We start from the raw sequence: 25340 nt of genomic DNA, 5'->3' as shown, positions 1-25340 counted from the left end.
CTCTTCGAATTGCATTGCGGTCGCGTACTCTACCTAAGTTAAGCGTGGAAACCAAGTTTCTGCGTGAGTCATGTAATGAGAGAGCCTTGTCCTGCCATTAATTATCAATGGTTAGTCTCGATAGTCCGGAACTTGTCTAGATTCAATAAAGTGAAAACCCTCGCTGGTTAGACATGAGTCACATAATGTTGTCTGGCTTATGTCAACAATACTTTTGCTATTGGATGGGGTGAAGGGGAGTGCAATAATTTGTGAAACTCTTTTCCTAAAGGCTGTTATGAAGAAAGTCCTGATTACCGGTTTTGAACCTTTTGGTGGTGACGCCATTAACCCCGCCTTAGAAGCGGTCAAGCGATTAGAGGCTGCGGCAATAGAAGATGCCATGATCGTTACTTGCCCAGTTCCTGTGATTCGGTATGAGTCAGTGAATACCGTTATTGATGCAATAGAAGCGCACCAACCAGATTGTGTGATTACCGTTGGGCAAGCGGCTGGACGTGGCGCGATCACCCCAGAGCGTGTCGCAATTAATGTGGATGATTTTCGTATTCCAGATAACGCTGGTCATCAGCCGATTGATGATCCCGTAGTGGCTGACGGCCCAGATGCTTACTTCTCGACGCTGCCGATAAAGCGTATTGTTCAAACGCTGCAAAAGCAGGGGATACCTAGCCAGATTTCCAACAATGCCGGAACATTTGTATGTAACCACCTTTTTTATGGCATCCAACATTATCTAAAAGACAAACCTATTCGTCATGGGTTTGTTCATATCCCATTATTGCCAGAACAAGCAGCAGATGGCAGTCAGCCTTCCATGTCTCTGGAGATGATAGTCGAAGGGCTAAGGCTGGTGGCTCAAGTTTGTATTGCCAATGAAAACGACATATTGGTCAGCGGCGGGTCGATTTGCTAGTAAGTGTTTTACAGTCCACTAAGTGTATGAAAGCTAGTAATAAGTTCATCGTTTGATGTTGTAATAAATGTTAGCTTTGTCAAATTTCACAAGTAGCGAAAGGAGTAGCATTGAATAGTCAGGTTGGATGTTGTTCAAACTGGCACTCCCCTAATACAGGAGGTGTTAGGGGCTACCCTTACGAAAGGCGAGTTATCATGAAAAGCAACAAAAGTAAGTCTATCGCACTTATCTCTGTCGTTGTTTTCGCATTGGCTATCGCTGCGCTTAAATTCGAAAACACGCTCGGAGTTCTTCCCATCGTAGTCGCTATTATCGCGTTTTTTACCTGCGTCATTTACACCAGTATGTATCTTTCTGATATGAAGCGTTCAGAGTTGATAAGTCACTCTGATCACTCTCAAAAAATGTGTACCCACGCATCACGCAATGAGCTTGATGAGCGCGATAAAAAGCGTTGAAGCGAGTCACATTCTCCGTATACTTTGCTGGAGCATTAATGCACTAACGTGTCGGAGATAAGCATGTCAAATCGAGTACCAACCAACATACTGACCGGATTTTTGGGTGTCGGTAAAACGACCACGATTTTAAATCTACTGAAGAACAAACCGGAAAACGAAAACTGGGCGGTTTTGGTCAATGAATTTGGTGAGATTGGCATCGACGGTGCATTGATGACAGACCAAGGTGCGCTGATTAAAGAAGTGCCGGGTGGCTGTATGTGTTGCACGGCGGGCGTGCCAATGTCGGTCGGTATTACCGCGTTACTGCGCCAAAAACCGGACCGTTTATTGATTGAGCCGACAGGCCTTGGTCATCCAAAACAGGTTATCGCGACGCTTACCTCAGAACAGTATGAACCTTACGTTGATCTAAAAGCGACGATCGCTCTGGTTGATCCGCGTAACTTAAGTGATGAAAAATATCTTTCTAACCAAAATTTCGTGGACCAGTTAGACAGCGCAGATGTGGTTATAGGCAGTAAGGTTGACCTTTGTACCAGTCACGACATTGATGTGTTTAATGACTGGGTGACGGACCAATCTCCCTCAAAAGTATTCAGTAAGCTTATTCATGACGGTGAGTTACCGATAGAAGTCTTGGATATCGAACGAGTTTACGGCAGCGCTTCTTCCCATATCGAGTCACACCATCATGACCATGCTCACCAAGAGCCTCAATTCCAGTTGCCGCCTGGTGAAGCCTTTGTGCGTAAAGAGAACAAAGGGCAAGGGTATTTTAGTTGCGGGTGGTTGTTTGGGGCAGAGTACACGTTTGATTTTGATAAACTCTTCTCAATGCTTTCGGACTTAACGGCTGAACGTGTTAAAGCGGTGGTCAACACGGATCAGGGGTGTTACGCGTTTAATGTTGCCAACCGAGTCGTGTCGGTGAATGAAATCAGCTTAGAAGGGTTTGAATCACGATTAGAAGTGATAGATTCTCAGCTGTTGCCATGGGATGAACTTGAGCAAATTCTCCTTCAGTTGTCTGGCATCAAGCGTTAAATCGAACAAATGTTAAACGGAAACGGTGAACCAGCAATCTGTCTGCGTTCGCCGTTTTTGCTTTTGTAGCGTTTCAATGAGAAAAGTGAGATAAATCACTCAAATTCGGGTATAGTGCACGGCTAAATTTTTAAAGCTATTTTTAGTGGTTTGTTTAAGGAATACGCTCAATGTCATTTTCATCTCAAGGTTTTGCGCCAGAAGTGGTTAAAGCACTGGCAGAATGCGGTTATGAAAAGTTAACGCCAATTCAACAGAAGGCGATTCCAATGGCTCGCAAAGGCCATGATATTTTCGCTACAGCACAAACAGGTACTGGTAAAACGGCTGCGTTTTCTCTGCCTATGATTCAGCAGTTGTTAGACAGTAACCGTAGCGCTTCTCGTAAGACTGCTCGTGCACTTATCTTGGCTCCAACTCGCGAGCTTGCTGAACAAATTGCTGACAACATCAAAGCTTACACGAAGTACACCAATCTGTCGGTGGCGGCGATTTTCGGTGGCCGTAAAATGTCTTCTCAGGTTGCGGCACTGGAAAATGGTGTTGATATCCTTGTGGCTACACCTGGTCGATTGGAAGAACACATCGAACAAGGTAATGTCTCGGTGGCACACTTAGAGTTTTTGGTGTTTGATGAAGCAGACCGTATCTTGGATATGGGCTTTATTCATGCAGTTCGTAAGATCATGCTGGATGTGGATACAGATCCGCAAATCATGATGTTTTCGGCAACGACTTCAAGCCAGCTAAATCTGTTAGCGAAAGACATTCTGCGTAAACCAAAACGTATCGAAGTAGAGCGTGCAAATACTACGGCACAAACAGTTGCTCACGTGCTATATCCAGTTGATCAAGAGCGAAAAACGGAACTGCTTTCAGAGCTAATTGGTCGCAAAAACTGGAAACAAGTGTTGGTATTTGTGAACTACAAAGAGACCGCAAACGAAGTGGTAAAAGAGCTGAAACTTGATGGTATCAAAGCGGTGGTTTGTCATGGTGACCGTGCTCAAAGCGCTCGTCGTCGTGCGCTAGAAGAGTTCAAGTCCGGTAAAGCACGTGTCATGGTGGCTACCGATGTCGCTGCTCGAGGTCTAGATATTGAAGACTTACCTCACGTAGTGAACTATGACATGCCTTTCCTAGCGGAAGATTACGTTCACCGAATTGGTCGTACGGGTCGTGCAGGTAAACAAGGTCATGCTGTTTCATTTGTAAACCGAGATGAAGAGCTCACGGTGGTTCAGGTTGAAAATCTAATCCAGCAACGCATTCGCCGTATTGAGCTTGCAGGCTATGAACCAAAACAGCGTGAATCTTACATTGAAAAGCTGCACTCAAAACCAGCATTTAAGAATCGTCAAGGTCGTCGTAATAATCCGAACCAGTCAGCAACAGACCAAGGGTCGGCAGAGCGTCGTCTTGCTATGGTGAAGCGCCTGAAAGCGCGTCGTGGCGCAAAGTAAATTACATCAGTTTGTGATGAAAAGAGCCCCTCAATGGAGGGGCTCTTTTTGTTTGCCGTTTCGTGTTAATTTAGGCCAAGCATATTGGGTTCACCACGATAAATAATGCGATCGTTTCCTCGGTGAATACCAAACGTAACAATGACGGGTGGGTTTTCCTCTTCACTTGTAGAGCTATCCCAGTCGTATTTCAGCCAAGGGATGCGATTGCCTGAGCTGTCTAAATCTAGGTGGAATTGTATTTGCTCGCGCGCTGAGTCAATTTGGCTTGCAACGATATCGGTCATTCTGCCAATACTCATCGTTCCAACGCCAGAAAGCAGGGCGTTGTTTGCTGGCGCATGCGACCAAATTGGCGTGCTGAAGTAATATTCACCATTCGCCGTTGTTGAGCTGTCATCGAAGTTAGTCGTAAATCGACCGTTTTGCCAAATTTCCACATCAAGTGGCACTTTGATCACCATGCCTTGGTTGCCACCTACATCTTGAAAGTTCAAACGACCGAATCGAATGTCCGGTTGTTGAGTGAGCATTTCGCTGTTATCAAAGAAATTTACCTCATCAACGGCTTTAGTCGTGACTATACCTATTTTGCTGCTGTCACTGTTAGTCCCTTTATTAAATGGGCCATCAGGGTATTGTTTATCGGTTGTGTTCTTTTTCCAACATGGGCTATTGTTACAAGTCGCGTTGGTTGAGGGCTTCTCGATAACAAACGTTCCAACACTCGCGCTACCCAGTAGTTTCCAGTCTACCTTCTTAGGCTTAGGCGGCAAAAAACGTTCGGAGTATGAGCTTAGCTCGCCTAAATCGAAATGTTGTTGAAGGTTAGATGAAAAGTGGACGTAGTTCTTCACGTTTTCTTTATTCGCATTGAGTGCGACAACATCGTAAGTGACTTTCTCAAAAGGTTGATTCATGTAAGCAAAAGTTTGGCCATGTGGGTAGTGCCATTCTTGGTCTTGCACTTGAAAATATTTTGGGTAAAAACGACCGATGTAACGATAGCCTTCGTTAACAGTCATACCTAGATATTTACTTTCTAGGTTTGCTTTTACTCTCAAGCTCCCTACTTCTTCCCAATATAATCCATTAAAGACGAATTGATCATTCTTGGCTGAATTATGCGCCTGAGCCAGTGAGTCACTACTTTTTAGCAATTTCGAGGTTTGGTTCGCTGTCTCAGATGGCGTATGTTGCTCACTCGACAAGACAACCGATGCTGCTGGAGCATCATCAAGCATAAAATTACGGGTGATAGAGGCATCACAATAACGTGCTGATTCCACAGAGCCACTTACAGAGCCGTCAGGTTGCCAAATGATGGGCTTCACTGTTAGAGAGAAAAGTTCTCCAGCCGCGATAAACCCATCTCCTTGTTCAGAAGTACCAGAACGCAAAGCACGCTGGTTGTCACAGATAGCCAGTGTCCATGGTCGCGAGTACACATTAAATGTTCCTTTCACTTCCACTTTGCCTTCTTCTGGGCACTCTTCAAATCCCTCACATTCAAAATGATCGGATAATGTCACTTCAAATATGCCGGACTCGTTCGTGATAAGACCATGCTCAGACAAGCCGTCTTTAAATTCCGCTGAATAGCTAAAGTTTCCTTCACTTCCTCCTAATGGTTGAACCAATGGATGAAAAATCTTAGGAGTACCATTGTAGTTGCTTGCGACTACAGGTTCGCCGGTGGAAGCACAAGCAAGCAATCGCGTATGCACGTTTTCTGGTTTACCTGCAATAACGCGTATTTCATTTAAAGTGGCGCTTTTCGTCTTTGAGTAGGCCTCAAACATAAATGGCGTAAACATAAAGCTAACCGTTTGATGCTTGCTGGTGTCTTCGGCCATAGTGAAAGTCAGCGTGTAGTTAGTACCTAACGCGATGGTATCAATATCGTTCGGGACCACTCGAACAACGAGCTTACCATTGTCGTCAGACATAAATTGGTTTGCTTTTAATGTCTGCTGACCTTTGACCACCTCTAAAGTGAACAAGTCAGGGTGTGATAGGGCAGCACTGACTTCTGCGCTTACAACTTCTCCATTATTGGTTGTTGTTGCTGTAAATTGCGGAAGATCGTCGCCGCACATCAGTGCCATATCGTCCGATGGTGTGACGCTTAGGTCGAAGTCGTTCTCTGATGGAGGTTGCATGCTGCAATTCGGAACATCTTGAGGGGTGATCGGACAGACCTGAGAGGAGTAGTGACAATCAGTGTCGTCTAATCCACAGTATTGCGTGTATTTGTTGTCTTGTGCTTTCGTTTGTGCACTTCCTGGCGTTTGTTGGATTTCACCACAAACTTGACTTGGCTGATTTGGAGCGTTGTTGAAGTTCAATGTTTGGAAGTATTTAATTGCTGTTGTAGAGCCATAGAACGAACCGTTCAATGCGGCAGATGCTCCTTTAGTCTCAGTAGTGCCGTAGATCTCCATGTCATCAATAAGCAGAGAACTGTGCGCCACAATGTCACCGACGACAAAATGATCTTGTAAAGGACGGTTTGTTTTTAGGTGTAGTGTGTCGCCTTCTGATTCGACCTTACCGCAGATGTTTGCATTGAATATATCGGTCGTGCTGTGTGTCGAAATATCACCAATTATGGTGTTGTACGCTCCATCAATGTGAAGTGTCGAACCTGTTAGCTTAATATTCCCGTCTATGAGAATGTTATGCAGCTTTGTTGGATAAGCCGATAGAAGATCACCATAGATAACAGTGTGCTTGTTTTGGTAATCGTCAATGCTTGAAGCTTTCTCATTGTTAACCGTTAATCCGGTAGCGAGTGCGTGTAGAGAGATACGCTTATTGGGGTCACCAATCGTATTGTTACCCTCTAACACAATGCCATAATCTGCTTTTAACGTTATCTCTTTTTCCGGTAATGAGGAGGTAATTTTGTCACCTGCAGGTAGGACTATTTCCCCTGTACAGCGATAAGTCGTGCCATCGCTTTCGATACTAAAACTCTTGTGTGAGCAAAGTTGACCTAGCTCAGATAGATCTTTGACGTCATAAGTGGTGGCGTGTGAGGCTAGCGGTAAAACAAGAACCGCAGCGAAAATACTGCAAAGACGCATCATCAAATGTCCTAAAAAAGTGGAACAAGATGGCATCAAGCGAGCGTGAGCAAATGCTCACAGAAGTTGAAATGTCGGCGGTGTTTTTGGTTTTTAATCCGCTTACTTATTGAACTTTGGCTATTTTTATTTCGTATGTCATACCAAAGCTTAGTGGCGTTATTAGAACGTAAGTATGAGATTAGTTCAATAGCTAAGTGTGACATGAGTCGCTTTATTCATGTAACTATTTGTTGGTAAAAGATAATAATTAACCATGTTGATTCAGAATCAGTAGCTTGAGCGTCCTGATTCTGAACCGAACTTAATCCTAGGCTGCGTGAACAATGAGTGGGGCCATTTGATATAACTCTTCTAGTATGGCTTTCGTTTGTCTCGAATAGACCAGACGATCGCGATCGCCTACGAGTTGAATGGCTCTGACTTTACCTGCAACCAGACATTGCCTAATGGTGCGTAGAACCATTTGGATATCAATTTCTGAGGTACCATCAAGGCTGTTTTTGGTTTTTAGGGAGCCAAGGTCGATACTGAGGATTATTTGGTCGCAATGGTCGAGGTAATTGCCGATCAACTGCTTTACATTATTGCGATGACGAAAAGAAAACTCTTTCTCGGTCACCCAATCACAACCTTGATCTTCCGCGTATTCCCACGTTTCCTGCTTCGTCTCTTGCTCACTGACGCCAGCAAAAAACAATCGTACGTTTTGATAGCGAGAAAGAGCAAAATGGAATGCAGAGCCTAAGCGTGGCTCAAGTGTCGGTTTCAAGTTCATGTTATGCCCGATATTTACGACACCCACTTCGTCTCGATAGGATACGACCACAGGTAACATGGACAAGATTGCCTCGGTACAGTTAGTTACTAAAACAGGAATTGAGTGGCGAGAAAGCGAAAGGCTTAACGCTTCCTGAAACTCGCCATTCTCCAGTTTGTCGTGGTTGAAGTGCCCATAGTTCTCAGCGGTTTCATGATCATGTTGTTGGTAAAGCCAATCACTAGCATTTTCCAAACTTTGATCAGCTAATTCAAACGCACCCTTCGACATAGGAGGTAAATACTCGCACACTGTCATAAAAGAAAAAGGGTAATGTTGCGGCTGTTTCACTGTGTGATGGAGTTTATAGCGTTTGAAAAAGCTTAACATGATGAATTACCTTTCTGGTGGTAGTGCCCTTGCCGCTTGCAGTACATGTAAAATAATGCGCTGCTTATCCTTTTCGACTCGGTGGGCCGGAGCCATCACCGAGACTGCGCCAATCAGTTTGCTTCCTTTCATTACCGGTGCGCTAATACCTGACACACCAGGGTCAATCTCAGAAGTACTGACGGCATATCCGTGTTTACGGATGGTTGTGAGCTCTTTTTCCCACTCGTCGCGTCGGTGATCTTGATTAAAATATCTCAAGATTTTCTCGCATCGACTTTGAGGCATAAAAGCGAGCATCACTTTAGATGAGGCACCGCGCAGCAGAGGTTGACTTTGACCCTGGACGAAGCTGCAACGCAGCGCCTGCATACTTTCTTTCTGTCTGACACAAAGCGCACGATAACCAGCTGGTACCATATAAGCGGCCATTTCCCCGGTTTGTTGTACCAACCTAGCCAGTATGGTTTCGACCATGTCGAGCCCATGTTGCGCGGTCTCATAGCTGTGCATGAGTAATAATGCCGCTGGACCAACGACAAATGTCTTGTCGTGAACGCTTTCTTCGATCAAGTTCCACTCTTTAAGCAGTTTTAAGTGTCGGTAAAGGCTGCTTAAAGGAACGTTCAATTGCTCGCTTAGCGTTTTCGCAGAAACTGGGAACGGACTAACTGCAACTTGCATTAACAACTGCAGTGATTTTTCGTTTACCTGGTTAGCATTAGCTTTGTTTGTCGTCATGAGAGTGTTGTAACGTGTTGTCGGAGTTACGACAAATATAATTCTTAATCACTGAGAAAAGAAAAATAATTTTAATGGGTAATTCTTACATGATGAGAAACAGACAGGTAAAGACTTTCGCAAGTACCGATAGACATAACATGGTGTCGAATTAAAGTCTCAGGTTTGAGGCGCTTGATACTAAATTGGAACAGGAGTGATTAAGACATTGTTTAGTTTGCGGTATTACTCAGCGTTTCGCATACTGAGTTAATCCAAACAAATAATGTTAAAAAACGTGAGTTGCTAGCGGGTATCGGAATCGAGGTACCATCTCAGTAAATCGGTTTTATAAAAGGTTACTTTTATATGCTGAATAAGGCGATTTTTAAAAAAGCCATCATTTTCCTTCTGCCTATTCCCTTGGTTATTGGAGAGGTTTTGTATTTAGCTCGTGAAAGCGTGCAAAACAATCTCAATCATTTATTAGAAAAAAATGTGCAAATTGCAGATGAAATTTTATTCCAAATAGAGACAGAAAACCGCACGGCGCTGCTACACCCTGAACGATGTGAAGAGCTCCAGCAAAGCTTAATGTTTGAACGAGATATTGAAGAAATGCTCATTGTGAAAGAGGGAGTCATTACTTGTTCTTCGAAATTGGGAAGTATCTCTAAACCGTTAGCTGAGCACATCGCCTTTCCCAAGGGACAAACGCTAGCGCTTGGTAGTGTTGATAGCTTGTACGATCAGTTCTTGCTAGTGGTAACGGAAGGAGAGCGGGGTTATCAAGCCGTAACGATTATCGATCATGACTACTTTAATGCGACAATAGGGTTTAACAACGATTTACGCCTAAAACGCTCTGCGCTGTTTATCCATGAGCAAGTTTCACCTGAAGGAGCATTAAGAGCGGGAAGTAATCCTATCGGTATCAAATCGTCGCAAATGTTTGAGTATGAAGCTTTGAGCGAAGCCAGCGATCTTTTCGTCAAACAGAGAACACTTTCCTATTTTTTGTACTCAATTCCAATTATTTTCGTGATCTACCTTTGCTTGTATGCGTTGAATAAGTTTATTGATCCTCATCGCAATTTGATACTGGATCTTAAAAGAGCGATAAAAAGAGGAGAGTTGACCCTGTATTACCAACCGCAAGTTAACGTTGATACCGGCCAGTTATTCGGGTTTGAAGCGCTAGTGCGATGGGAGCATCAAAGTAAGGGGTTCATTTCTCCGGATGAGTTTGTCCCTGCGGCAGAGCAAAGTGGATTGGTTTTTTTACTTACCGATTTCGTTCTGGATAAAGCGGCAGAGGACTTCAGTAAATTAGGCTTTGATCAGCCTGTCCACCTTGGTATTAACGTGCCGCCTGGTTATTTAGTCGGACCAAACGCGATCAGAAAAATTCAATTGCTCGACAGACAGTTGAGCCGAAACAAAGTCTCATTAGGGGTAGAGATAACGGAGCGTCAGCTCATTGATTCAGAGGCGAGAAAATGCATTGCAGCACTGCGAGTGCATGGTATTGATGTGCTGATCGATGATTTTGGAACTGGCCAAACCTCGTTAGCATTTCTACAGCACATGCGCATAGATTACTTAAAAATCGATAAGTGCTTTGTCGAAACCATTGGTATTCCTAGCCTTAGTGCTTCTGTCTTAAAAGCGATGGTTCACTTCGCGGAAGAATTACAAGTACAATTGATCGCTGAAGGCGTGGAAACCATAGCGCAAGCTGAACACTTAAAGCAGATGGGAGTGAGATATCATCAGGGATACCTGTACTCCAAACCATTACCTTATGAGCAGCTTGCGCAGCGAAGTCATTATGATTGGTAGACGTTAGCTCTATAACACTGAGCATTTTCATCAAACACAAACTCTAACTCATTTTTGATGCTATCTAAGCGATCTTCTTGGTAGTGAGACACATACAATAGTTGGCTTAAATTCTCTCTAGCGATGAGTTCAAGTGTGTTCTTAACTAACCGTCTACCCAAAAAATCTAACCCTTGATACGGCTCGTCCAAAATCAATAATGTGGGTTGTTTCACGATGGCTCTTGCAATCAGTAATAGTCGCTGCTGGCCGTACTCTAATTGCTTAAATGAGGTTTTTTTGTACTGGCTCATATGTAAGATATCGAGCCACTCGTTTGCAATATCCATCTCTTTGCGAGTTGGCTGGTTATACAACCCGACCGAATCGTAAAATCCTGACAAAATGACTTCTAATGCGCTGCAATTGACTCGATATTGGAGGTGTAGCGCTGAAGACACCATGCCGATATGCTGCTTAATTTCCCAGATTGTCTCGCCAGTACCACGCTTTTTACCAAAAATATCAATGTCATTGCTGTAGCATTGCGGATGATCGCCAAAGATCAATCCAAGTAAGGTACTCTTTCCACAACCATTTGGACCTTTGACCTGCCAATGTTGGCCCTTGTCTATGCGCCAGTTCAAGTCAGTAAAAATCTTCTTATCGGTGTATTCAACAGCCCCATTCTTTAGTTCAAATATTGGGTTGTTGAATGGCGTCGAGTGCTGATGCTGACGTATCAAGCTCATCATTTCTTCACTCTGTTGTTCTGACTGAGATTTAATTTGTCCAATGATTGGATGATTATCCCAACTGGACTTATCCATTGTACTATCAAGTTTTCCTGCACTGAAAAGCGCGATGCTATTGATCCACTCAGGCATGTCAGATTCGCGAGAGAAGGTTATGAGTAGTTGCACATTTTGAGAAAGCGAGTGTAAATAGCGAGCGAGAGCAGCTCGGTGCTCAATATCTAAGCCAGTAAATGGATTATCAAGTAATACTAAGTCAGGTTGTGTGGCTAAAGCTCGGGCGAGCATTACTCTTCTGGTTTCTCCGGTAGAGAGAACGCGGAAGCCACTATCTTTAAGATGACTTAGGTCGAGATCATTAATTAGCTGTTCAGTTAAGTTAGTGTCTTGGCTCTGCTCTAGGATTAATGAATAAACAGTGCTTCCTTGGTCGATACGATCAAGAAAATCCGTATCATCCTTTTCTAATTCTCTTTCCAGTAATCGCTGTTGCTCTGATAACGACACTTGCGCAACGGACAGCCCATTTAGCTCAATTTCCCCACTATTTGGTGACATTTCATCACAAATAAGGTCTCCAAGCAGAGAGCCAATATCTCCATCCGCGCTGAATATCCCCCAAGACTGCTGAGTGTTAATTTTCCAATCGTCAATAAACAAGTGTGTCGTATTTCTCTTAGCTGCAAGCTGACGAAAGTGAATAGTCATTGTGTTTGTCTTCCTTGTTTTCGTTTTAGTGGATTACTTATAACAATTTACGAACTCAGTACGGAAGCGCTTTTGTGTATTAATTTTGAACAGTACTCAGTCTTGTGCATATTAACGAAGCCTTGTATTAGAGGATAAAAATGCGACTAGAGTCATTAAGTAACAAGTAAACTTGTCAATAATTTTGTTTTATTTTTGAATCAACCTATCATTATGCATGTAAATGTTATGCTGATAAATTCATATTTGCCGTTTGTTAATTAATCAATGTAAGGACACATGTTTATGAGTGAAACGGAATACGATTACCCTTCGAGTTACAGCCTAGTTTCCATTACCGATACCTCCAGTTACATCAAATATGCCAGTGAAAACTTTAATGAAGTAGCGGGGTTTGATGAAGGGGAGCTTATCGGTAAACCCCACAATGTTGTGCGTCATCCTGATATGCCAAAACAGGCTTTTAAAGATTTATGGACTCACCTGAAAACTGGCAAACACTGGATGGGAATGGTCAAAAATCGACGTAAAAACGGCGGCTATTATTGGGTTGACGCGTTTGCTTCTCCTATAAAATCTAATGGTGAAGTTGTGGAATACCAATCAGTGAGATTTAAACCTGAGCGTATACACATCCAGCGAGCGGAAAAAGCGTATTCGAAGCTTCGAAATAATCGTAAGCCGTGGAAAATGTATCTTCCTCGTACACGTTTGTGGATGAGATCGGCCTTCTTCCTTTTAATTTCAAACCTTCTTGGCTTACTCATTCTACAAATGAATCAATCACCAGTGATAGCGTTTGGCGTTGTTGCGTTACTTTCCGTTTTCTCTATTTATGTATTAACCAGACCAGTTGAGAAGCTCGCTAAACAGGCTAGGCAAGACTTCAACAATCCACTCATGGAATATATTTATTGCGGAAGAATCAACGATCTGGCTGAGATTGAGCTGGGTATGAAGATGCGTAAGCAATTTGCCAATGCGCTATTGGGGCGCGTTGGCGTGTCTGTAAAAGACTCTTGCGAAAAAACGCGCGCAAGTGCTAACAGTGCTGCGACAAATAGCCAGCAAGTGACGGAGAACTTAAGCGCACAGAAAGTGGAGATTGACTCGGTCGCAACAGCGGTCAACGAGATGCAAGCCTCTTCATCTGAGATATCAAATAATGCTCAAGCGACCGCCGAGGCTACGTTAGAAGCGCAAAATACGATGATAGACAGCCGTAGCGTTATCGATAATGTTAACCAATCGGTACTAGAGCTGGTGGGTGAGCTCGGCGAAATATCTAAAGTGGTCATACGTTTGAACCAACAAACCGAGCAAATTGGAACCGTTGTTGAAGTAATCAATGGTATTGCCGAACAAACTAATTTATTAGCGTTGAACGCTGCAATTGAAGCCGCGAGGGCAGGCGAACAAGGCAGAGGGTTTGCCGTTGTAGCAGATGAAGTGAGAACCTTAGCTAAAAGAACTCAGGAATCGACAACAGAGATTAAATCGGCCATTGAAGGGATTCAAAATGGGAGCAAATCAGCGGTTTCTGCGTTAGAGAAAGGTAACGAAATGTCGACCGGAACGGTAGCATTGTTAGGTACTGCTTTGGATAGCATTCAACAATTGGAATCCCTTGTTCAGGACGTCGTCGAACGAAACCAACAAATTGCGGTCGCGATAGAAGAGCAGGTTTATGTAACGGATGAAATAAATGAAAACATCCAGTCGCTTAATTTAAAGTACAGTGAATCGTATGAACTGATGACTGAAACGAATCATATGAACACCAAAGTGCAAAATTGCACCAATGACCTGTCTGAAATGATTAAGAAGTTTGCTTAAACTTTAGAAAATCGAAGTTAAAAGCCCGCTAAACATTAGCGGGCTTTTAACTGGAATATAGTGAAGTGCCGGATTCGTTTACGAGCGAGGAGTTACAAATCTCGTTTTTGTAAGAGCTAAAACGAAGAAAGCTCGCAATAAATGCGAGCTCTCTAAATAAGTGGCGGAGAGATAGGGATTTGAACCCTAGATACGCTATTAACGTATGCCGGTTTTCAAGACCGGTGCTTTCAACCACTCAGCCATCTCTCCGTTGTGGGCGGTATAATAAGGAGCATAGTCCGACTTGTAAAGTGCTGAATTATAATAGAAGTACTGTTTGCTTGTTTTATGATCACTGATGTGATGTTGGACAGTTTGAAAGCGGAGTGAAAAAGGGACAAAAAGTACCAATTTATAGAGTTTTTACTTTATATTGGCGCACGTCAATAAAATGGTGTTTTATTGTTATCTTGCTGATATATAAGACATAACATGCTTTTAGGGTACATGTGTTCGCCCGAAAGTATTTGCAAGACTTTGTGAACTAATTCAAAATTAACTGGTATAGCCAGTTGTGCTTAGAATTCTTAAGGGTGTTTATGAAGGTCACAAATCTATTTAAAGACAAAGTTGATGCGATTTCTGCTCATCAATCCGAGTTTATGAATTGGATGTCTCCAACGTTACGCGATTATTGGAGTGACTTTTTGGGGAAAGCTCAAAATAGCTTTCTTTTCTCAAAAGTTCGTGATCACCAGCAGCCAGCCGTCAACGAAGAAGTTGCACCTCAACCTGCACCGATCGTAATGGCACCTGAGGCTCAAAAGCTTTATGACGAGTTAAGTGAAAAAATTGGCGAAGTTATTCACACTGGTGATTGGGTTCATGTGTCTCAAGAACGTATTAACCAATTTGGTGCGGTAACGGAAGACATGCAATGGATTCATACTGATCCAGAGCGTGCTTCAACTGAATCTCCATTTAAGACAACTATCGCTCATGGCTTTTTAACATTAGCATTGCTGCCTAAACTGACGGATTCAGTCGATCCAGACAAGCCAATGTTCCCAACAGCTAAAATGGTAGTTAACTTGGGTTTAAACCAAGTCCGTTTCCCTTACCCTGTCAAAGCAGGCAATAATGTTCGTGCAGTCAGCACGTTAACAAAAGTAACGCCAATCAAAAAAGGTTTGGAGATTGAGCGCGAAATTAAAGTGGAAATTGAAGGTATTCGTCGACCTGGTGCGGTTGTGGTCTCTGTAATTCAACTGCATTTCTAATTCCGAAACCGGATAGAACACGACATAGTAAAAGAGAGCATCAGGGTGCTCTCTTTTTCATTTTTACTGATTAAAGTTTTTTACTGGCGTATAACCGTAATCTGCAATCGCTTTTTGTCCCTGCTCTGAACGAAGGAAAGCGATAAAACCTTTACCTGCATCGCTAATCTTATCTACTTTGTATAGCACTAGGAATGGTCGCGCCAACTTGTACTTATGATTGCTAATGTTTGTCGAGGTTGGGTCAATACCATCTAACTGAATCGCCTTGATCGAGCGATCTACTGACCCTACAGAGATAAAACCAATGGCGCGAGTGTTATGGTTAACAATGGTTTTTACCATGCTGTTGCTGTTTACAACCAAGTTGTTTGGGCTGATATCCGAGACAAGGCGATCATTAACGATTTTGGTCAGTCCCAGCAAGCTTTCGAAGCTGTAACGTGAACCTGAAGACGCTTCTCTAGTAACCACCGCGATAGGCTGATCTGCGCCCCCGACCTCTTTCCAATTCTTAATCTTACCTTTGTAAATATCAAACAGCTGTTGCTGAGAAAGGTTTTCTACAGAGTTGGTACGGTTTACAACAACAGCGAGGCCATCATAAGCGATAGGGTATACATTGAGATCTTCACCTTTTTCGCTTTCAGTCAGATAGCGAGAGCTCATGCCTATTTCGGCTACTCCTTTATTGACCATAGTGATACCAGCACTCGAACCAATGCCCTGAACAGCAACGTAATCGTCTGGGTGTGTTTTGTTGTATTCCTCAGCAAGTACATCCATCACACGAGCAACCGACGTTGAACCCGAGATGTTGATTTCTTTTGCAATGGTAGGGAGGGAGACTGCTATGGCCAATAACGTCGCCACAGTAAAACGTAACATATTAAACTCCATATACGGGATAAAGCAGAGTTTATGATATTGCGTTCAGGTTACACTTTTGTGAACTGTTAGCGCTAAACAGGGGAATTGTTTCTAGTCAAGAGGTGATGGAGCTAGCGTTTCCAAGTGGACTGAGATGATAATCTGGGCAAATGATAATATAGCTATCTTATACTTGAGTTAGGTAGATAACTACCATCGGTGATGATGTAAAGGTTATATACTAGGATCGACAGCTCTAACTATCATCCATCGGGAGAACGTTGATGTCAGTGTCCCAAATGGCGACAAGTCGTTTATACAAATCAGTTCAATCGCTCTGCTCTGCGCGTAATGCTAACTTGCCTGTCGAACAGGGCAAGTGCCTCTATGAGCTAGTAGAAAATGGCGTTGAGCTTCATCGGGCGCATTTTCTCCTCGACTCCCAGCATAGCGAGTATACTTCTCCCGTCGCGAAGATCATGTTTGATGAGGAAAACCAACTTTGGTATTTCTATGTTCCCACATATCACAACGAGCTGTTAAGGTGGGTGCCTTATAAGCCACTTCCATTTAGCCGAATGCTTGAGGACTTACTCAACGAGTTGGAGCGCGATCCTCAAGCGTGTTTTTGGGAATAGGGCGAGCCCAACGGATGCGAATGCCGACATGATTTATACTTTAGGCCTAACAACTTGGTTTCTAAAGTCTTTGGGGGTCATGTTGTAAACGGATTTAAATGCTGTACTGAAATGCGCTGCACTTTTAAAGCCAGACTCAAACGCTATTTCTGTTATTGATTTTTCTGACTTGCGCAGTTGGGTTGCTGCGAAGTTTATCCGTTTCACCTTTAATATCTGAGAAAACGAAAGATCATCTGCGGCGAGGCGACGTTTTAAGGTTGCGATGGACATGCTCATATGAGCCGCTAAGCCTTCTAGCGTGATGTCTTTTTCAATATTACCCTCAATGTACTTAATGGCTTTTTGAGAGTCGCTCAGGCTACTTGCATCATCTATGATAGATAGGATGTTTGGCTCTACCTCAACCATCAACGACAGCAATGCCATTGCGATATGGCTTTGTGTGTAGTCTGGAGCATTGCGACTCGCTAACTTAACCAACATGTCCTTCAATTGTGCTACTTCGCTACTGGATTGCGTTGAAAAAGGATAGAAGCGCCTTTCTTCCGTTTTGGAACGTAGCATCGGGTGCGCTTTCTTAAAGTCACAGAATATATTTGGATTGAAGACTAAAGCCAGTGCTTTAAAGCCTCCGTCACTAGAGACGGCTTCTGCACTGCTCAGATCTGCGGAGTTATAGAGTGTGAAATCTCCGGCTTTAAGTTCAAATTGCTCGCCATTAGGTTGATGAACTAATAGGGCACCTTCTTCAACAATATATAACCCATTATGTGTTGCAGTGTAACGCTCACTTTTGCGCGCAGTGAAGTGATTAAAGCGAATGATCTCAATGTTCGGCATACTCTTTCTTATCGTTTTACATAACAAATAAAAAAGGCGCTCAATAGAGCGCCTTTTAACTTCATTCGGTATTACTCACTTACAGTCTGTTCTGTTTGTGCTGCTGGTTGTTCAGCGAATACCTGGGTTGGCTTTGCAACTAAACTGCGGTTTTCTTGGTTTACGTCCGTAAGGACAATTTCCAATGTATCCCCAAGTTTGTATACGACCTCTTTATCGATAGAGATGGTACCGTTGTCGCCATTGCACTCAATTCTTTCTTTATTATCAAGAATTAGTGCACCAGGAATAAAGGCTGCTGCGCCATTTTCGAGAAGTCGGACACGTGCGCCTGCACGATTAATATCGAAAATCTCACCTGTGAAACAAGTTTTCTTACTCGGCTCATCAGCAAGCGTGCGTGCATATAGCCAATCTGAGACATTTCGCTCAGCGATTTTATGATGTTTACGATGTAGAGCTAGCTCTTCGCCTACTTGGTCATCTGGTTTTTGTACGGGTTCTTTACCAAGGATGACGGCCTTCAACATACGGTGGTTGATCATATCACCGTATTTACGAATTGGTGATGTCCAAGTTGCATAGATGTCTAAACCCATTGCGTAATGAGGCAGAGGCTGATTACCCACCTCACTGTATGCTTGGAACTTACGAATGCGGTTATCTAGATAAGACGTTTCTTGAGCTGCCAACCAGCGGCGCAACGCAGCAAAGCCTTCTAGCGTAGCAATAGACTCCGCTGTGAACTCCAACTGGCCTTCTGGATTGACAAGTTGAACCACTTCTTCAATCTTCTCGTTCTTGATACCTGCATGCGTATTGAAGACACCTGTTTCAAATTTATCGCGTAATGTACGACCTGCACAGATGTTTGCGGTAATCATGGATTCTTCAACAAGACGGTTTGCACTGCGGCGCATGTCTGCGTGGATAGCGATTACATCGTTATCTTCACTGAGCTCAAAACGGTAGTCAGGACGATCAGGGAAGACCACTGCGTTTTTCTCACGCCATTCAGCGCGAGCAAGAGAGAACTCATAAAGATCACGAACGATGGTCGCGATCTCTTCAGATGGCGTCCATGCTTCAGAGCTGCCGTTTTCTAACCAATCAGACACGTGATCGTATGCTAGGCGTGCATGTGATTTGATGTTTGCCGCGAAGAATTTAATATCGTCGCCAATCACACCATCTTTACTTACCGTTACGGTACAGCAAATAGCAGGGCGGGTTTCACCTTCAATCAGAGAACATAGGTTGTCCGCTAAATCGCGAGGTAGCATCGGGATGTTGCGTCCTGGAAGATAGATAGTATAGCCACGCTCACGCGCTACTTTATCCATTTCATCTTCAGGTGTGATGTAAGCGGTTGGGTCCGCAATAGCGATGGTGAGTTCGAAATCGCCAGATACGGTTTTCTTCGCGTACAGCGCATCGTCCATATCTTTAGTCGATTCACCGTCGATAGTGACGAATGGAACATGAGTCATGTCTACGCGTTCTAGCTCCGCGTCGTCTTTCAGTTCCCAGTTATCGATGCCTGCTGGCTCAGAGTTTGGTAGATCGTTTTGAGCAAGCGTTACCCACCAAGGCGCAATTTTATCATTCGCGTCAGTGATTTTTTCAGAAATTTCTACGAAGAAAGAGTTATCGCCTTTTAGAGGGTGGCGAATAAGATGTGCGACAACCCAATCACCTTCGGCGAACTCGTCAGGTTTTAGACCTTTCTTTAGTTTCGCTTTAAGAGATAGCTTTTTAAGCTGTGGGTGATCAGGTGCTACGTTGAGCTTGCCTTTGAACATTTTTACTCGACCAATAAAGCGAGTCACGGCTTGTTCTAGCAGCTCTTGTGGCTCTGCAACTTCGCGTTCATTTTCGGTGCGGATAATGGCGATGACTTTGTCACCGTGCATGCACTTTTTCATGTACGCAGGCGGGATGAAGAAGCTCGTCTTACTGTCCACTTCCAAAAAGCCAAAGCCTTTATCTGTGGCTTTTATTGAGCCTTCTTTTTTAGGCAGGTTTTCTTGGATTTGCTGCTTAAGCTGAGCGAGTAGTGGGTTATCTTGAAACATCTTTTCTTAAATTACCTATGGAGTTGGGCACACTATAATCATTGCGAGCTATTATTACTACCTGTGGAGCGTAATTTCGCCGTGAATTTTGCCAATTTAACCACGAGAAATTGGCTTAAATATTGATGAAATTCTCATCTGTGAGTTACGCGAATCTACGGGGAATGGTAGGGTTGGTGGAAAAATATGCTAAAAATACCATTGTTGAGAATAAATTGTGATGTAATTCAATTTTTTCTGGATTTTTTTATGCTTTTAAGGAATAATCCGCCTCCCTTAGTCGTCCCTAATGGCTTATCGCGGTTGTGTACTGTGCTGTGTTCCCGTCTGAATGGATCAGTATCGAATTGGAAGAGCATATGGGACTGTTTTTTTGTTTAATTAAGTAGGATCCCAATGCAAGATTCTGTTATTCAATTCAGTGATTTATCTCTGAATGATTCTATCCTTTCTGCTCTAGACGGAATGGGTTTCGTGTCACCAACTCCAATTCAGGCTGCGGCAATCCCACACCTATTGGAAGGTGCTGACGCGCTGGGTAAAGCTCAAACAGGTACAGGTAAAACAGCAGCGTTCTCTCTGCCTCTTCTCAACAAACTCGATCTAAACCAACGCAAACCGCAAGCGATTGTACTTGCTCCGACTCGTGAGCTGGCAATTCAGGTTGCAGCGGAAATGAAAAACCTTGGTAAAAACATCAAAGGTTTGAAAGTTCTAGAGATTTACGGTGGCGCATCTATTGTCGACCAAATGCGTGCTCTTAAAAGTGGCGCTCATGTAGTTGTCGGTACTCCAGGCCGTGTTCAAGATCTTATCAATCGCGAACGTCTACACCTAGACGAAGTTAGTACTTTCGTTCTTGATGAAGCAGACGAAATGCTAAACATGGGTTTCGTAGATGACGTAACTGCGATCATGGAGCACGCTCCAGAGTCAGCACAACGCGTTCTGTTTTCTGCAACTATGCCTCCAATGCTGAAGAAGATCGTTGAACGTTTCCTTCGTGACCCTGTAACGGTTGACGTTGCTGGTAAAAACCACACTGTAGACAAAGTTCAACAACAGTTCTGGGTAGTGAAAGGTGTAGAGAAAGATGAAGCAATGTCTCGTCTTCTTGAAACTGAAGAAACTGACGCGTCAATCGTATTCGTACGTACTCGTCAAGATACTGAGCGTCTAGCTGATTGGCTATCTGCACGTGGCTTTAAAGCGGCCGCTCTGCACGGCGACATTCCTCAGTCTCTACGTGAGCGTACTGTTGATCACATCAAACAAGGTGTTATCGACATCCTAGTTGCAACTGATGTTGTTGCACGTGGTCTTGACGTTCCACGTATTACGCACGTATTCAACTACGACATCCCATTCGATGTTGAGTCTTACATCCACCGTATCGGTCGTACTGGCCGTGCTGGACGTAAAGGTAAAGCGATCCTTCTAGTTCGCACTAACCAAATTCGTATGCTTCGCACTATCGAGCGTGTAACTAAGTCATCTATGGAAGAGATTCAACTTCCTCTACGTGACCAAGTTGCTGAAGCTCGTCTAGCTAAGCTAGGCGCTGAACTTGAAGCAGAGAAAGAGCACAAAGCTCTAGACAAATTTGCTGAGCTAGTAGAGAAACTACAAACTTCTCTAGAAATCGACCCAGCAACGCTTGCTGCTATGCTTCTTAAGCGCCAGCAAGGTAAACGTCCTCTGTTCTACATTGGCGAAGACCCAATGGTTGAAGCGATTGAGCGTGATAAGCAACGTCGTAAAGAGCGCCGTGAAGGTGGTCGTGACGGCGGTCGTAACTTCAACAACCAAGATTGGGATACTTACCAGCTTCAAGTTGGTCGCGAGCAAGGTGTTCAAGTTAAAGACATCGTTGGTGCTCTAGCGAACGAACTAGGTCTAGGTAAAGGCTCTATCGGTGCGATCAAGCTAGCACAAGGCCACACATTCGTTCAGCTACCAAAAGCAATGACTTCTGAAGCTGCGGGCAAGCTAAGCAAACTACGCATCCGTCAACAAGATGTTGGTGCTGTAGTATGTGACTTCGATGACTTCCGAGAGTCTCGTGGTGGTCGCCGTGACGGTGGTCGTCGCGATGGTGGTCGTCGTGATGGCGGCGGTTACCGTGGCAACCGCGAAGGCGGCAACCGTGGTGGTGATCGTCGTGAAGGCGGTCGTCGCGAAGGTGGCTTCCGTGGTAACCGTGACGGCAACCGCGATGGTAACCGTGAAGGTGGCGAACGTCGCTTCGATCGTAACCGTGGTGGTGATCACCGTGGTAACCACCGTGGTGAGCGTGGTCACGGCCGTGGTCGTCGCACTCAAGAAGCATAATCACGAATCAGTGATTTGAGCAATTGATTAAATTGCCGCAAGAATTGAAAGCCGAGCGAAATGCTCGGCTTTTTTATGCGCGTCGAATACGGCTTTGTTTTTCATCGTGCTCATTTACCCAGGTTATTACTTCGTTTAAGGGTAGGGCTGGGCAGAACAAGTAGCCCTGAATGATGTCGCAGCCACGACTGCGTAAAAAATGCAGTGTATCCATGTCTTGAACGCCTTCTGCGACGACTGAATACCCTAGACCATGCGCTAACGCTATTGTGTTCTCAACGATAGAGCGAGTGCCCTCTGTCCGGCTTGCGGTACAAAGAAATGATCGGTCGATTTTAATTTGATCAACTGGGAGATCTCTCAAAAGCGACAGAGATGAATACCCGGTGCCAAAGTCGTCCAAGCTGATCTTAATACCCAATCCTTTGATTTGGTGAATTAGGGGGTTGAGCTCAACAACTCTATCAATCGCCATCGTTTCAGTAATCTCTAAGCTTATAAGGTCAGCAAATTGAGGGTTTACTTTGAGCAGTGTTTCCAAGCGGTTGAACAATAAATTAGATGAGAGATCTTTTGCAGATAAGTTAACGTGGACAGGAAGCTTGATGTCTTTTTCTATAAAGGTCTGGAGATCTTTTTCAACTTGGTTGAGGACCCACATGGTGATGTTGTGCACTTGATTACTTCGCTCCGCGATGGGGATGAAGTCGTTAGGCGAAATCGTTTTACCATTTTCATCATGCCAACGGATCACGGCTTCAAAGCCGACAGCTAAGTTAGTATGTGCATCAATCAACGGTTGGTAGTATAGCTGGAACTCCTCTTTTTCCAGCGCACATTGAATACGAGAAGAGATTTCGAGCTGGTACTTGGCCCCGACGTTCATGTCCTCACTATAAAATGCAAAGAGATTGCCATTTCGTTTGGCGTGATACATGGCAATGTCTGCGTGCTTTATCAATAGATCATTGGACAGAGCGTCATAAGGGTAGGTACTGACACCGAAAACAACGCGGGAAGAGACTTGAAACTCATCTAAATGGAAGCGATTAGACAGTGCCGAATCTAACTCTTCGATGAGACTTTTGCCTGTTTCCTCGCATGCTGACGAGGTGAGGATGACAAATTCATCGCCACCAACGCGGAAAATTTTGTCACTGCCTTTAAGTTTCTCTTGGAGACGTTGCCCAATTTGAATCAGTAGTTGATCTCCACAAAAGTGTCCCATAGCATCGTTGACTTGTTTAAAGTTAACGACATCGAAAAGGATCACTGAGAAAGGGTCTCCAGACTGTATTCTATCTTCGATTAACTCAAAGCAGTATTTACGGTTAGGGAGTCCAGTAAGTGCGTCGTGAACGGCATTACGCTTCTCTTTTTCAGCAACGGTATGAAGTTCTAGTATGGAGTCGTTACTCCATTTGATAACCAGCACCACAAAAATGCTGCCACCGAATAGAATGAGAGAAACTCCGGTTTCCAAGAGGGAAGCGATAGGTTTTTGCATTATAGCGTGTAAAAAAGCGGCATACGCAAAAATGAAACAGCTGATTAACAACAATAGGAAAGTCCACCCGGGTACATCAGTTCTCGAGCAGATGTTTTTTGTCATCTGCCATCCCCAGCAGAGCAAAATCAAACCTAAGATCACTAATAGAAATGCAATAGTGGGCACATTATTACCCCGATTTATTGATTGGTTTATTATTTTTGTTCACCCAATAAACAACGTAGCTCATATCTCTGAATTTGTACAAATTGACCTATTCATAAATTATGTTTAACAAGTCATATTTTTCAGTCTTCAAATAAAATCAAAACTTGCTACAGATCAACAAAATTTGTTCAATCAAATCGCTTTTACTAAAAGATTGTTGAAAGATTAAAAAATTATTGAATAATAGAGGGGCAAACAAGAAGTACGCAGCGCACAAGCGCTATTACAACCTCTGCTCTACAACAGGATAACTATTTCATGTCTAATTCGTTTGTACTGGTGATCAACTCTGGTAGCTCTTCATTAAAATTTGCTGTTATTGATTCTGAAACCGGTGAAGCTTTGGTATCAGGTATTGGTGAGTGTTTTGGCCTACCTGAAGCTGAAATCAGTTGGAAATATCAGGGAGAAAAAACCGTTGAAGCAATTCCTGCTGGCGGTAACCATCATCAGTACGCTGTTGAGCGAGTGGTAAAACTACTCGAGACTTTGGGTTTGAGCTCAAAATTTGTAGCTGTAGGCCACCGCATTGTTGCTGGTGGCGAAACCTTTAAAGGCACAGTAAAAGTCGATGAACAAGTTATTCAAGAAGTTGAGCGTCTTGCTGAGCTAGCGCCACTTCATAACAAAGCGAATGCAGAAGGCATGCGAGCAGCAATGGCAGCATTCCCTTCACTGCCTCAATTCGCTGTGTTTGATACTGCTTTCCACCAAACAATGCCTGCCAAAGCGTTTATGTACGCGCTTCCTTACGAGCTTTACGAAGAGCATAAAGTGCGTCGTTACGGTGCTCACGGCACAAGCCACTACTACGTAAGCCGTGAAGCAGCGAAAATGCTAGATAAGCCGGTTGAAGAAAGCAGCTTTATCACCGTGCACTTAGGTAATGGTGCATCAGTGAGTGCGGTTAAAAATGGCGAATGTGTTGATACAAGTATGGGTTTGACGCCGCTAGCTGGCCTAATGATGGGCACTCGTTGTGGTGACCTCGACCCAAGTGTTATCGAGTTCCTTTTCCGTAAAGGTTGGGAAAAAGACGAAGTGTTCGAGATGATGAACAAGAAGTCAGGCTTCTTAGGTGTATCCGGTGTAACAAGTGACGCACGTGGTGTACTAGAAGCCATGGAAGCGGGTAACTCACGTGCGAAGTTGGCATTTGAAATCTTCACTTACCGTGTTGCGAAATACATTACTTCTTACCTAGCTGCTCTGGATTCATTAGACGGCATCATCTTCACTGGTGGTATTGGTGAAAACTCACTACCAATTCGTCGTGAAATCTTGAAAAACCTAAAACTGCTAGGTTTTGTTGAAGATGAGAAAGGCAACGAAGATGCAAGATTTGGCAACGCAGGTGTTATTGCAACATCTGAGTTGCTCGGTGCGAAAGCACTAGTTATTCCTACCAATGAAGAGTGGGTAATCGCTCAACAGTCGGTGGAACTGCTGTAAAACGGCAAAAATTTTGGGAACTAAGTCAAAGCCCTTTCCTTTATGGAAAGGGCTTTTTTTGATCCAAATACATCCTTTCTCCATATAACTACCCGCATTAATACGGATCTCTAATAGCTGCCAATTGCCTTAATATTGATAAATATACAAACAACTTGGGCGGTGAAGAAATTCCAGTATACT

At 43.8% G+C, this 25340-nt stretch carries 18 protein-coding genes and 1 tRNA gene; 10 read left to right on the top strand and 9 right to left on the bottom strand.

The window, feature by feature from the left end:
* Nucleotides 1-277 precede the first annotated feature (277 nt).
* The 4 genes from pcp to NL645_RS04115 all read left to right on the top strand — a co-directional run bounded on the left by pcp (nt 278) and on the right by NL645_RS04115 (nt 3890).
* Entirely contained in the window at nt 278-916 is a 639-nt protein-coding gene (gene pcp / locus NL645_RS04130) for a pyroglutamyl-peptidase I (RefSeq protein ID WP_253651257.1), read from the top strand.
* A gap of 197 nt (nt 917-1113) precedes the next feature.
* The gene (locus tag NL645_RS04125) at nt 1114-1377 is read left to right on the top strand and encodes a hypothetical protein (protein WP_005391057.1); all 264 of its coding nucleotides are present in this window, start codon (nt 1114-1116) and stop codon (nt 1375-1377) included.
* 63 nt (nt 1378-1440) lie between these two features.
* Nucleotides 1441-2427, top strand: coding sequence for a GTP-binding protein (locus NL645_RS04120; RefSeq protein WP_017635758.1), 987 nt, complete (start codon nt 1441-1443; stop codon nt 2425-2427).
* Nucleotides 2428-2597: 170 nt separating this feature from the next.
* Nucleotides 2598-3890, top strand: coding sequence for a DEAD/DEAH box helicase (locus NL645_RS04115; RefSeq protein ID WP_005386186.1), 1293 nt, complete (start codon nt 2598-2600; stop codon nt 3888-3890).
* A gap of 65 nt (nt 3891-3955) precedes the next feature.
* Here NL645_RS04115 and NL645_RS04110 read toward each other — a convergent pair whose 3' ends face one another.
* From NL645_RS04110 to NL645_RS04100, 3 genes are all read right to left on the bottom strand, one after another.
* Nucleotides 3956-6982: a DUF6701 domain-containing protein gene (locus NL645_RS04110; RefSeq protein ID WP_253651256.1), complete on the bottom strand. Its 3027-nt coding sequence runs from the start codon at nt 6980-6982 to the stop codon at nt 3956-3958.
* Nucleotides 6983-7289: 307 nt separating this feature from the next.
* Nucleotides 7290-8129, bottom strand: coding sequence for an arginase (locus NL645_RS04105; protein WP_253651255.1), 840 nt, complete (start codon nt 8127-8129; stop codon nt 7290-7292).
* A 6-nt stretch (nt 8130-8135) separates the two neighbouring features.
* Nucleotides 8136-8870: an IclR family transcriptional regulator gene (locus NL645_RS04100; protein ID WP_005386192.1), complete on the bottom strand. Its 735-nt coding sequence runs from the start codon at nt 8868-8870 to the stop codon at nt 8136-8138.
* A 348-nt stretch (nt 8871-9218) separates the two neighbouring features.
* On the opposite strand from NL645_RS04100, the gene NL645_RS04095 reads away from it, so the two are divergent.
* Complete coding sequence (locus NL645_RS04095) at nt 9219-10691, top strand: EAL domain-containing protein (RefSeq protein ID WP_130545534.1); 1473 nt, start codon at nt 9219-9221, stop codon at nt 10689-10691.
* On the opposite strand, the gene modF is transcribed toward NL645_RS04095, so the two are convergent.
* On the bottom strand, nt 10679-12133 hold the full coding sequence (gene modF / locus NL645_RS04090; protein WP_253651254.1) for a molybdate ABC transporter ATP-binding protein ModF: 1455 nt from the start codon (nt 12131-12133) through the stop codon (nt 10679-10681). The genes NL645_RS04095 and modF overlap by 13 nt on opposite strands.
* 285 nt (nt 12134-12418) lie before the next feature.
* On the opposite strand from modF, the gene NL645_RS04085 reads away from it, so the two are divergent.
* Nucleotides 12419-13969, top strand: coding sequence for a PAS domain-containing methyl-accepting chemotaxis protein (locus NL645_RS04085; RefSeq protein WP_253651253.1), 1551 nt, complete (start codon nt 12419-12421; stop codon nt 13967-13969).
* Nucleotides 13970-14130: 161 nt separating this feature from the next.
* Here NL645_RS04085 and NL645_RS04080 read toward each other — a convergent pair.
* Nucleotides 14131-14221: transfer RNA gene (locus tag NL645_RS04080), tRNA-Ser, on the bottom strand.
* Between the two features lie 329 nt (nt 14222-14550).
* On the opposite strand from NL645_RS04080, the gene NL645_RS04075 reads away from it, so the two are divergent.
* The gene (locus NL645_RS04075; RefSeq protein WP_005375670.1) at nt 14551-15231 is read left to right on the top strand and encodes a MaoC family dehydratase; all 681 of its coding nucleotides are present in this window, start codon (nt 14551-14553) and stop codon (nt 15229-15231) included.
* 63 nt (nt 15232-15294) lie between these two features.
* On the opposite strand, the gene NL645_RS04070 is transcribed toward NL645_RS04075, so the two are convergent.
* Nucleotides 15295-16119: a phosphate ABC transporter substrate-binding protein gene (locus tag NL645_RS04070; RefSeq protein ID WP_017635752.1), complete on the bottom strand. Its 825-nt coding sequence runs from the start codon at nt 16117-16119 to the stop codon at nt 15295-15297.
* 266 nt (nt 16120-16385) lie between these two features.
* On the opposite strand from NL645_RS04070, the gene NL645_RS04065 reads away from it, so the two are divergent.
* On the top strand, nt 16386-16739 hold the full coding sequence (locus NL645_RS04065; RefSeq protein ID WP_017821084.1) for a DUF3024 domain-containing protein: 354 nt from the start codon (nt 16386-16388) through the stop codon (nt 16737-16739).
* Between the two features lie 33 nt (nt 16740-16772).
* Here NL645_RS04065 and NL645_RS04060 read toward each other — a convergent pair whose 3' ends face one another.
* Complete coding sequence (locus NL645_RS04060) at nt 16773-17582, bottom strand: helix-turn-helix transcriptional regulator (protein ID WP_017635750.1); 810 nt, start codon at nt 17580-17582, stop codon at nt 16773-16775.
* Nucleotides 17583-17653: 71 nt separating this feature from the next.
* On the bottom strand, nt 17654-19657 hold the full coding sequence (gene rnb, locus NL645_RS04055) for an exoribonuclease II (RefSeq protein WP_017635749.1): 2004 nt from the start codon (nt 19655-19657) through the stop codon (nt 17654-17656).
* A gap of 396 nt (nt 19658-20053) precedes the next feature.
* Here rnb and NL645_RS04050 point away from each other — a divergent pair, with 396 nt between their 5' ends.
* A complete protein-coding gene (locus NL645_RS04050; protein WP_253651252.1) occupies nt 20054-21988 on the top strand; it encodes a DEAD/DEAH box helicase in 1935 nt (644 codons plus the stop codon).
* Between the two features lie 73 nt (nt 21989-22061).
* Here the strand turns inward: NL645_RS04050 and NL645_RS04045 are convergent, their stop codons facing one another.
* Nucleotides 22062-23600, bottom strand: coding sequence for a bifunctional diguanylate cyclase/phosphodiesterase (locus tag NL645_RS04045; RefSeq protein ID WP_253651251.1), 1539 nt, complete (start codon nt 23598-23600; stop codon nt 22062-22064).
* Between the two features lie 363 nt (nt 23601-23963).
* Between NL645_RS04045 and NL645_RS04040 the strand changes: the two genes are divergently transcribed.
* On the top strand, nt 23964-25157 hold the full coding sequence (locus NL645_RS04040) for an acetate/propionate family kinase (RefSeq protein WP_253651250.1): 1194 nt from the start codon (nt 23964-23966) through the stop codon (nt 25155-25157).
* Nucleotides 25158-25340: the final 183 nt, after the last annotated feature.

The sequence above is a fragment of the Vibrio sp. Y51_MX_L26 genome (assembly GCF_024181935.1).
GTDB classification, from domain to species: domain Bacteria; phylum Pseudomonadota; class Gammaproteobacteria; order Enterobacterales; family Vibrionaceae; genus Vibrio; species Vibrio diabolicus.
Note: the sequence above shows the minus strand (reverse complement) of the source record. Positions and strands in the feature narration are given on the sequence as shown.

Excerpts from the sequence above, each read along its gene's own strand:
- pcp (WP_253651257.1), top strand. The coding sequence starts at position 278 with ATGAAGAAAGTCCTGATTACCGGTTTTGAACCTTTTGGTGGTGACGCC.
- NL645_RS04125 (WP_005391057.1), top strand. The coding sequence starts at position 1,114 with ATGAAAAGCAACAAAAGTAAGTCTATCGCACTTATCTCTGTCGTTGTT.
- NL645_RS04120 (WP_017635758.1), top strand. The coding sequence starts at position 1,441 with ATGTCAAATCGAGTACCAACCAACATACTGACCGGATTTTTGGGTGTC.
- NL645_RS04115 (WP_005386186.1), top strand. The coding sequence starts at position 2,598 with ATGTCATTTTCATCTCAAGGTTTTGCGCCAGAAGTGGTTAAAGCACTG.
- NL645_RS04110 (WP_253651256.1), bottom strand. The coding sequence starts at position 6,982 with ATGATGCGTCTTTGCAGTATTTTCGCTGCGGTTCTTGTTTTACCGCTA.
- NL645_RS04105 (WP_253651255.1), bottom strand. The coding sequence starts at position 8,129 with ATGTTAAGCTTTTTCAAACGCTATAAACTCCATCACACAGTGAAACAG.
- NL645_RS04100 (WP_005386192.1), bottom strand. The coding sequence starts at position 8,870 with ATGACGACAAACAAAGCTAATGCTAACCAGGTAAACGAAAAATCACTG.
- NL645_RS04095 (WP_130545534.1), top strand. The coding sequence starts at position 9,219 with ATGCTGAATAAGGCGATTTTTAAAAAAGCCATCATTTTCCTTCTGCCT.
- modF (WP_253651254.1), bottom strand. The coding sequence starts at position 12,133 with ATGACTATTCACTTTCGTCAGCTTGCAGCTAAGAGAAATACGACACAC.
- NL645_RS04085 (WP_253651253.1), top strand. The coding sequence starts at position 12,419 with ATGAGTGAAACGGAATACGATTACCCTTCGAGTTACAGCCTAGTTTCC.
- NL645_RS04075 (WP_005375670.1), top strand. The coding sequence starts at position 14,551 with ATGAAGGTCACAAATCTATTTAAAGACAAAGTTGATGCGATTTCTGCT.
- NL645_RS04070 (WP_017635752.1), bottom strand. The coding sequence starts at position 16,119 with ATGTTACGTTTTACTGTGGCGACGTTATTGGCCATAGCAGTCTCCCTC.
- NL645_RS04065 (WP_017821084.1), top strand. The coding sequence starts at position 16,386 with ATGTCAGTGTCCCAAATGGCGACAAGTCGTTTATACAAATCAGTTCAA.
- NL645_RS04060 (WP_017635750.1), bottom strand. The coding sequence starts at position 17,582 with ATGCCGAACATTGAGATCATTCGCTTTAATCACTTCACTGCGCGCAAA.
- rnb (WP_017635749.1), bottom strand. The coding sequence starts at position 19,657 with ATGTTTCAAGATAACCCACTACTCGCTCAGCTTAAGCAGCAAATCCAA.
- NL645_RS04050 (WP_253651252.1), top strand. The coding sequence starts at position 20,054 with ATGCAAGATTCTGTTATTCAATTCAGTGATTTATCTCTGAATGATTCT.
- NL645_RS04045 (WP_253651251.1), bottom strand. The coding sequence starts at position 23,600 with ATGACAAAAAACATCTGCTCGAGAACTGATGTACCCGGGTGGACTTTC.
- NL645_RS04040 (WP_253651250.1), top strand. The coding sequence starts at position 23,964 with ATGTCTAATTCGTTTGTACTGGTGATCAACTCTGGTAGCTCTTCATTA.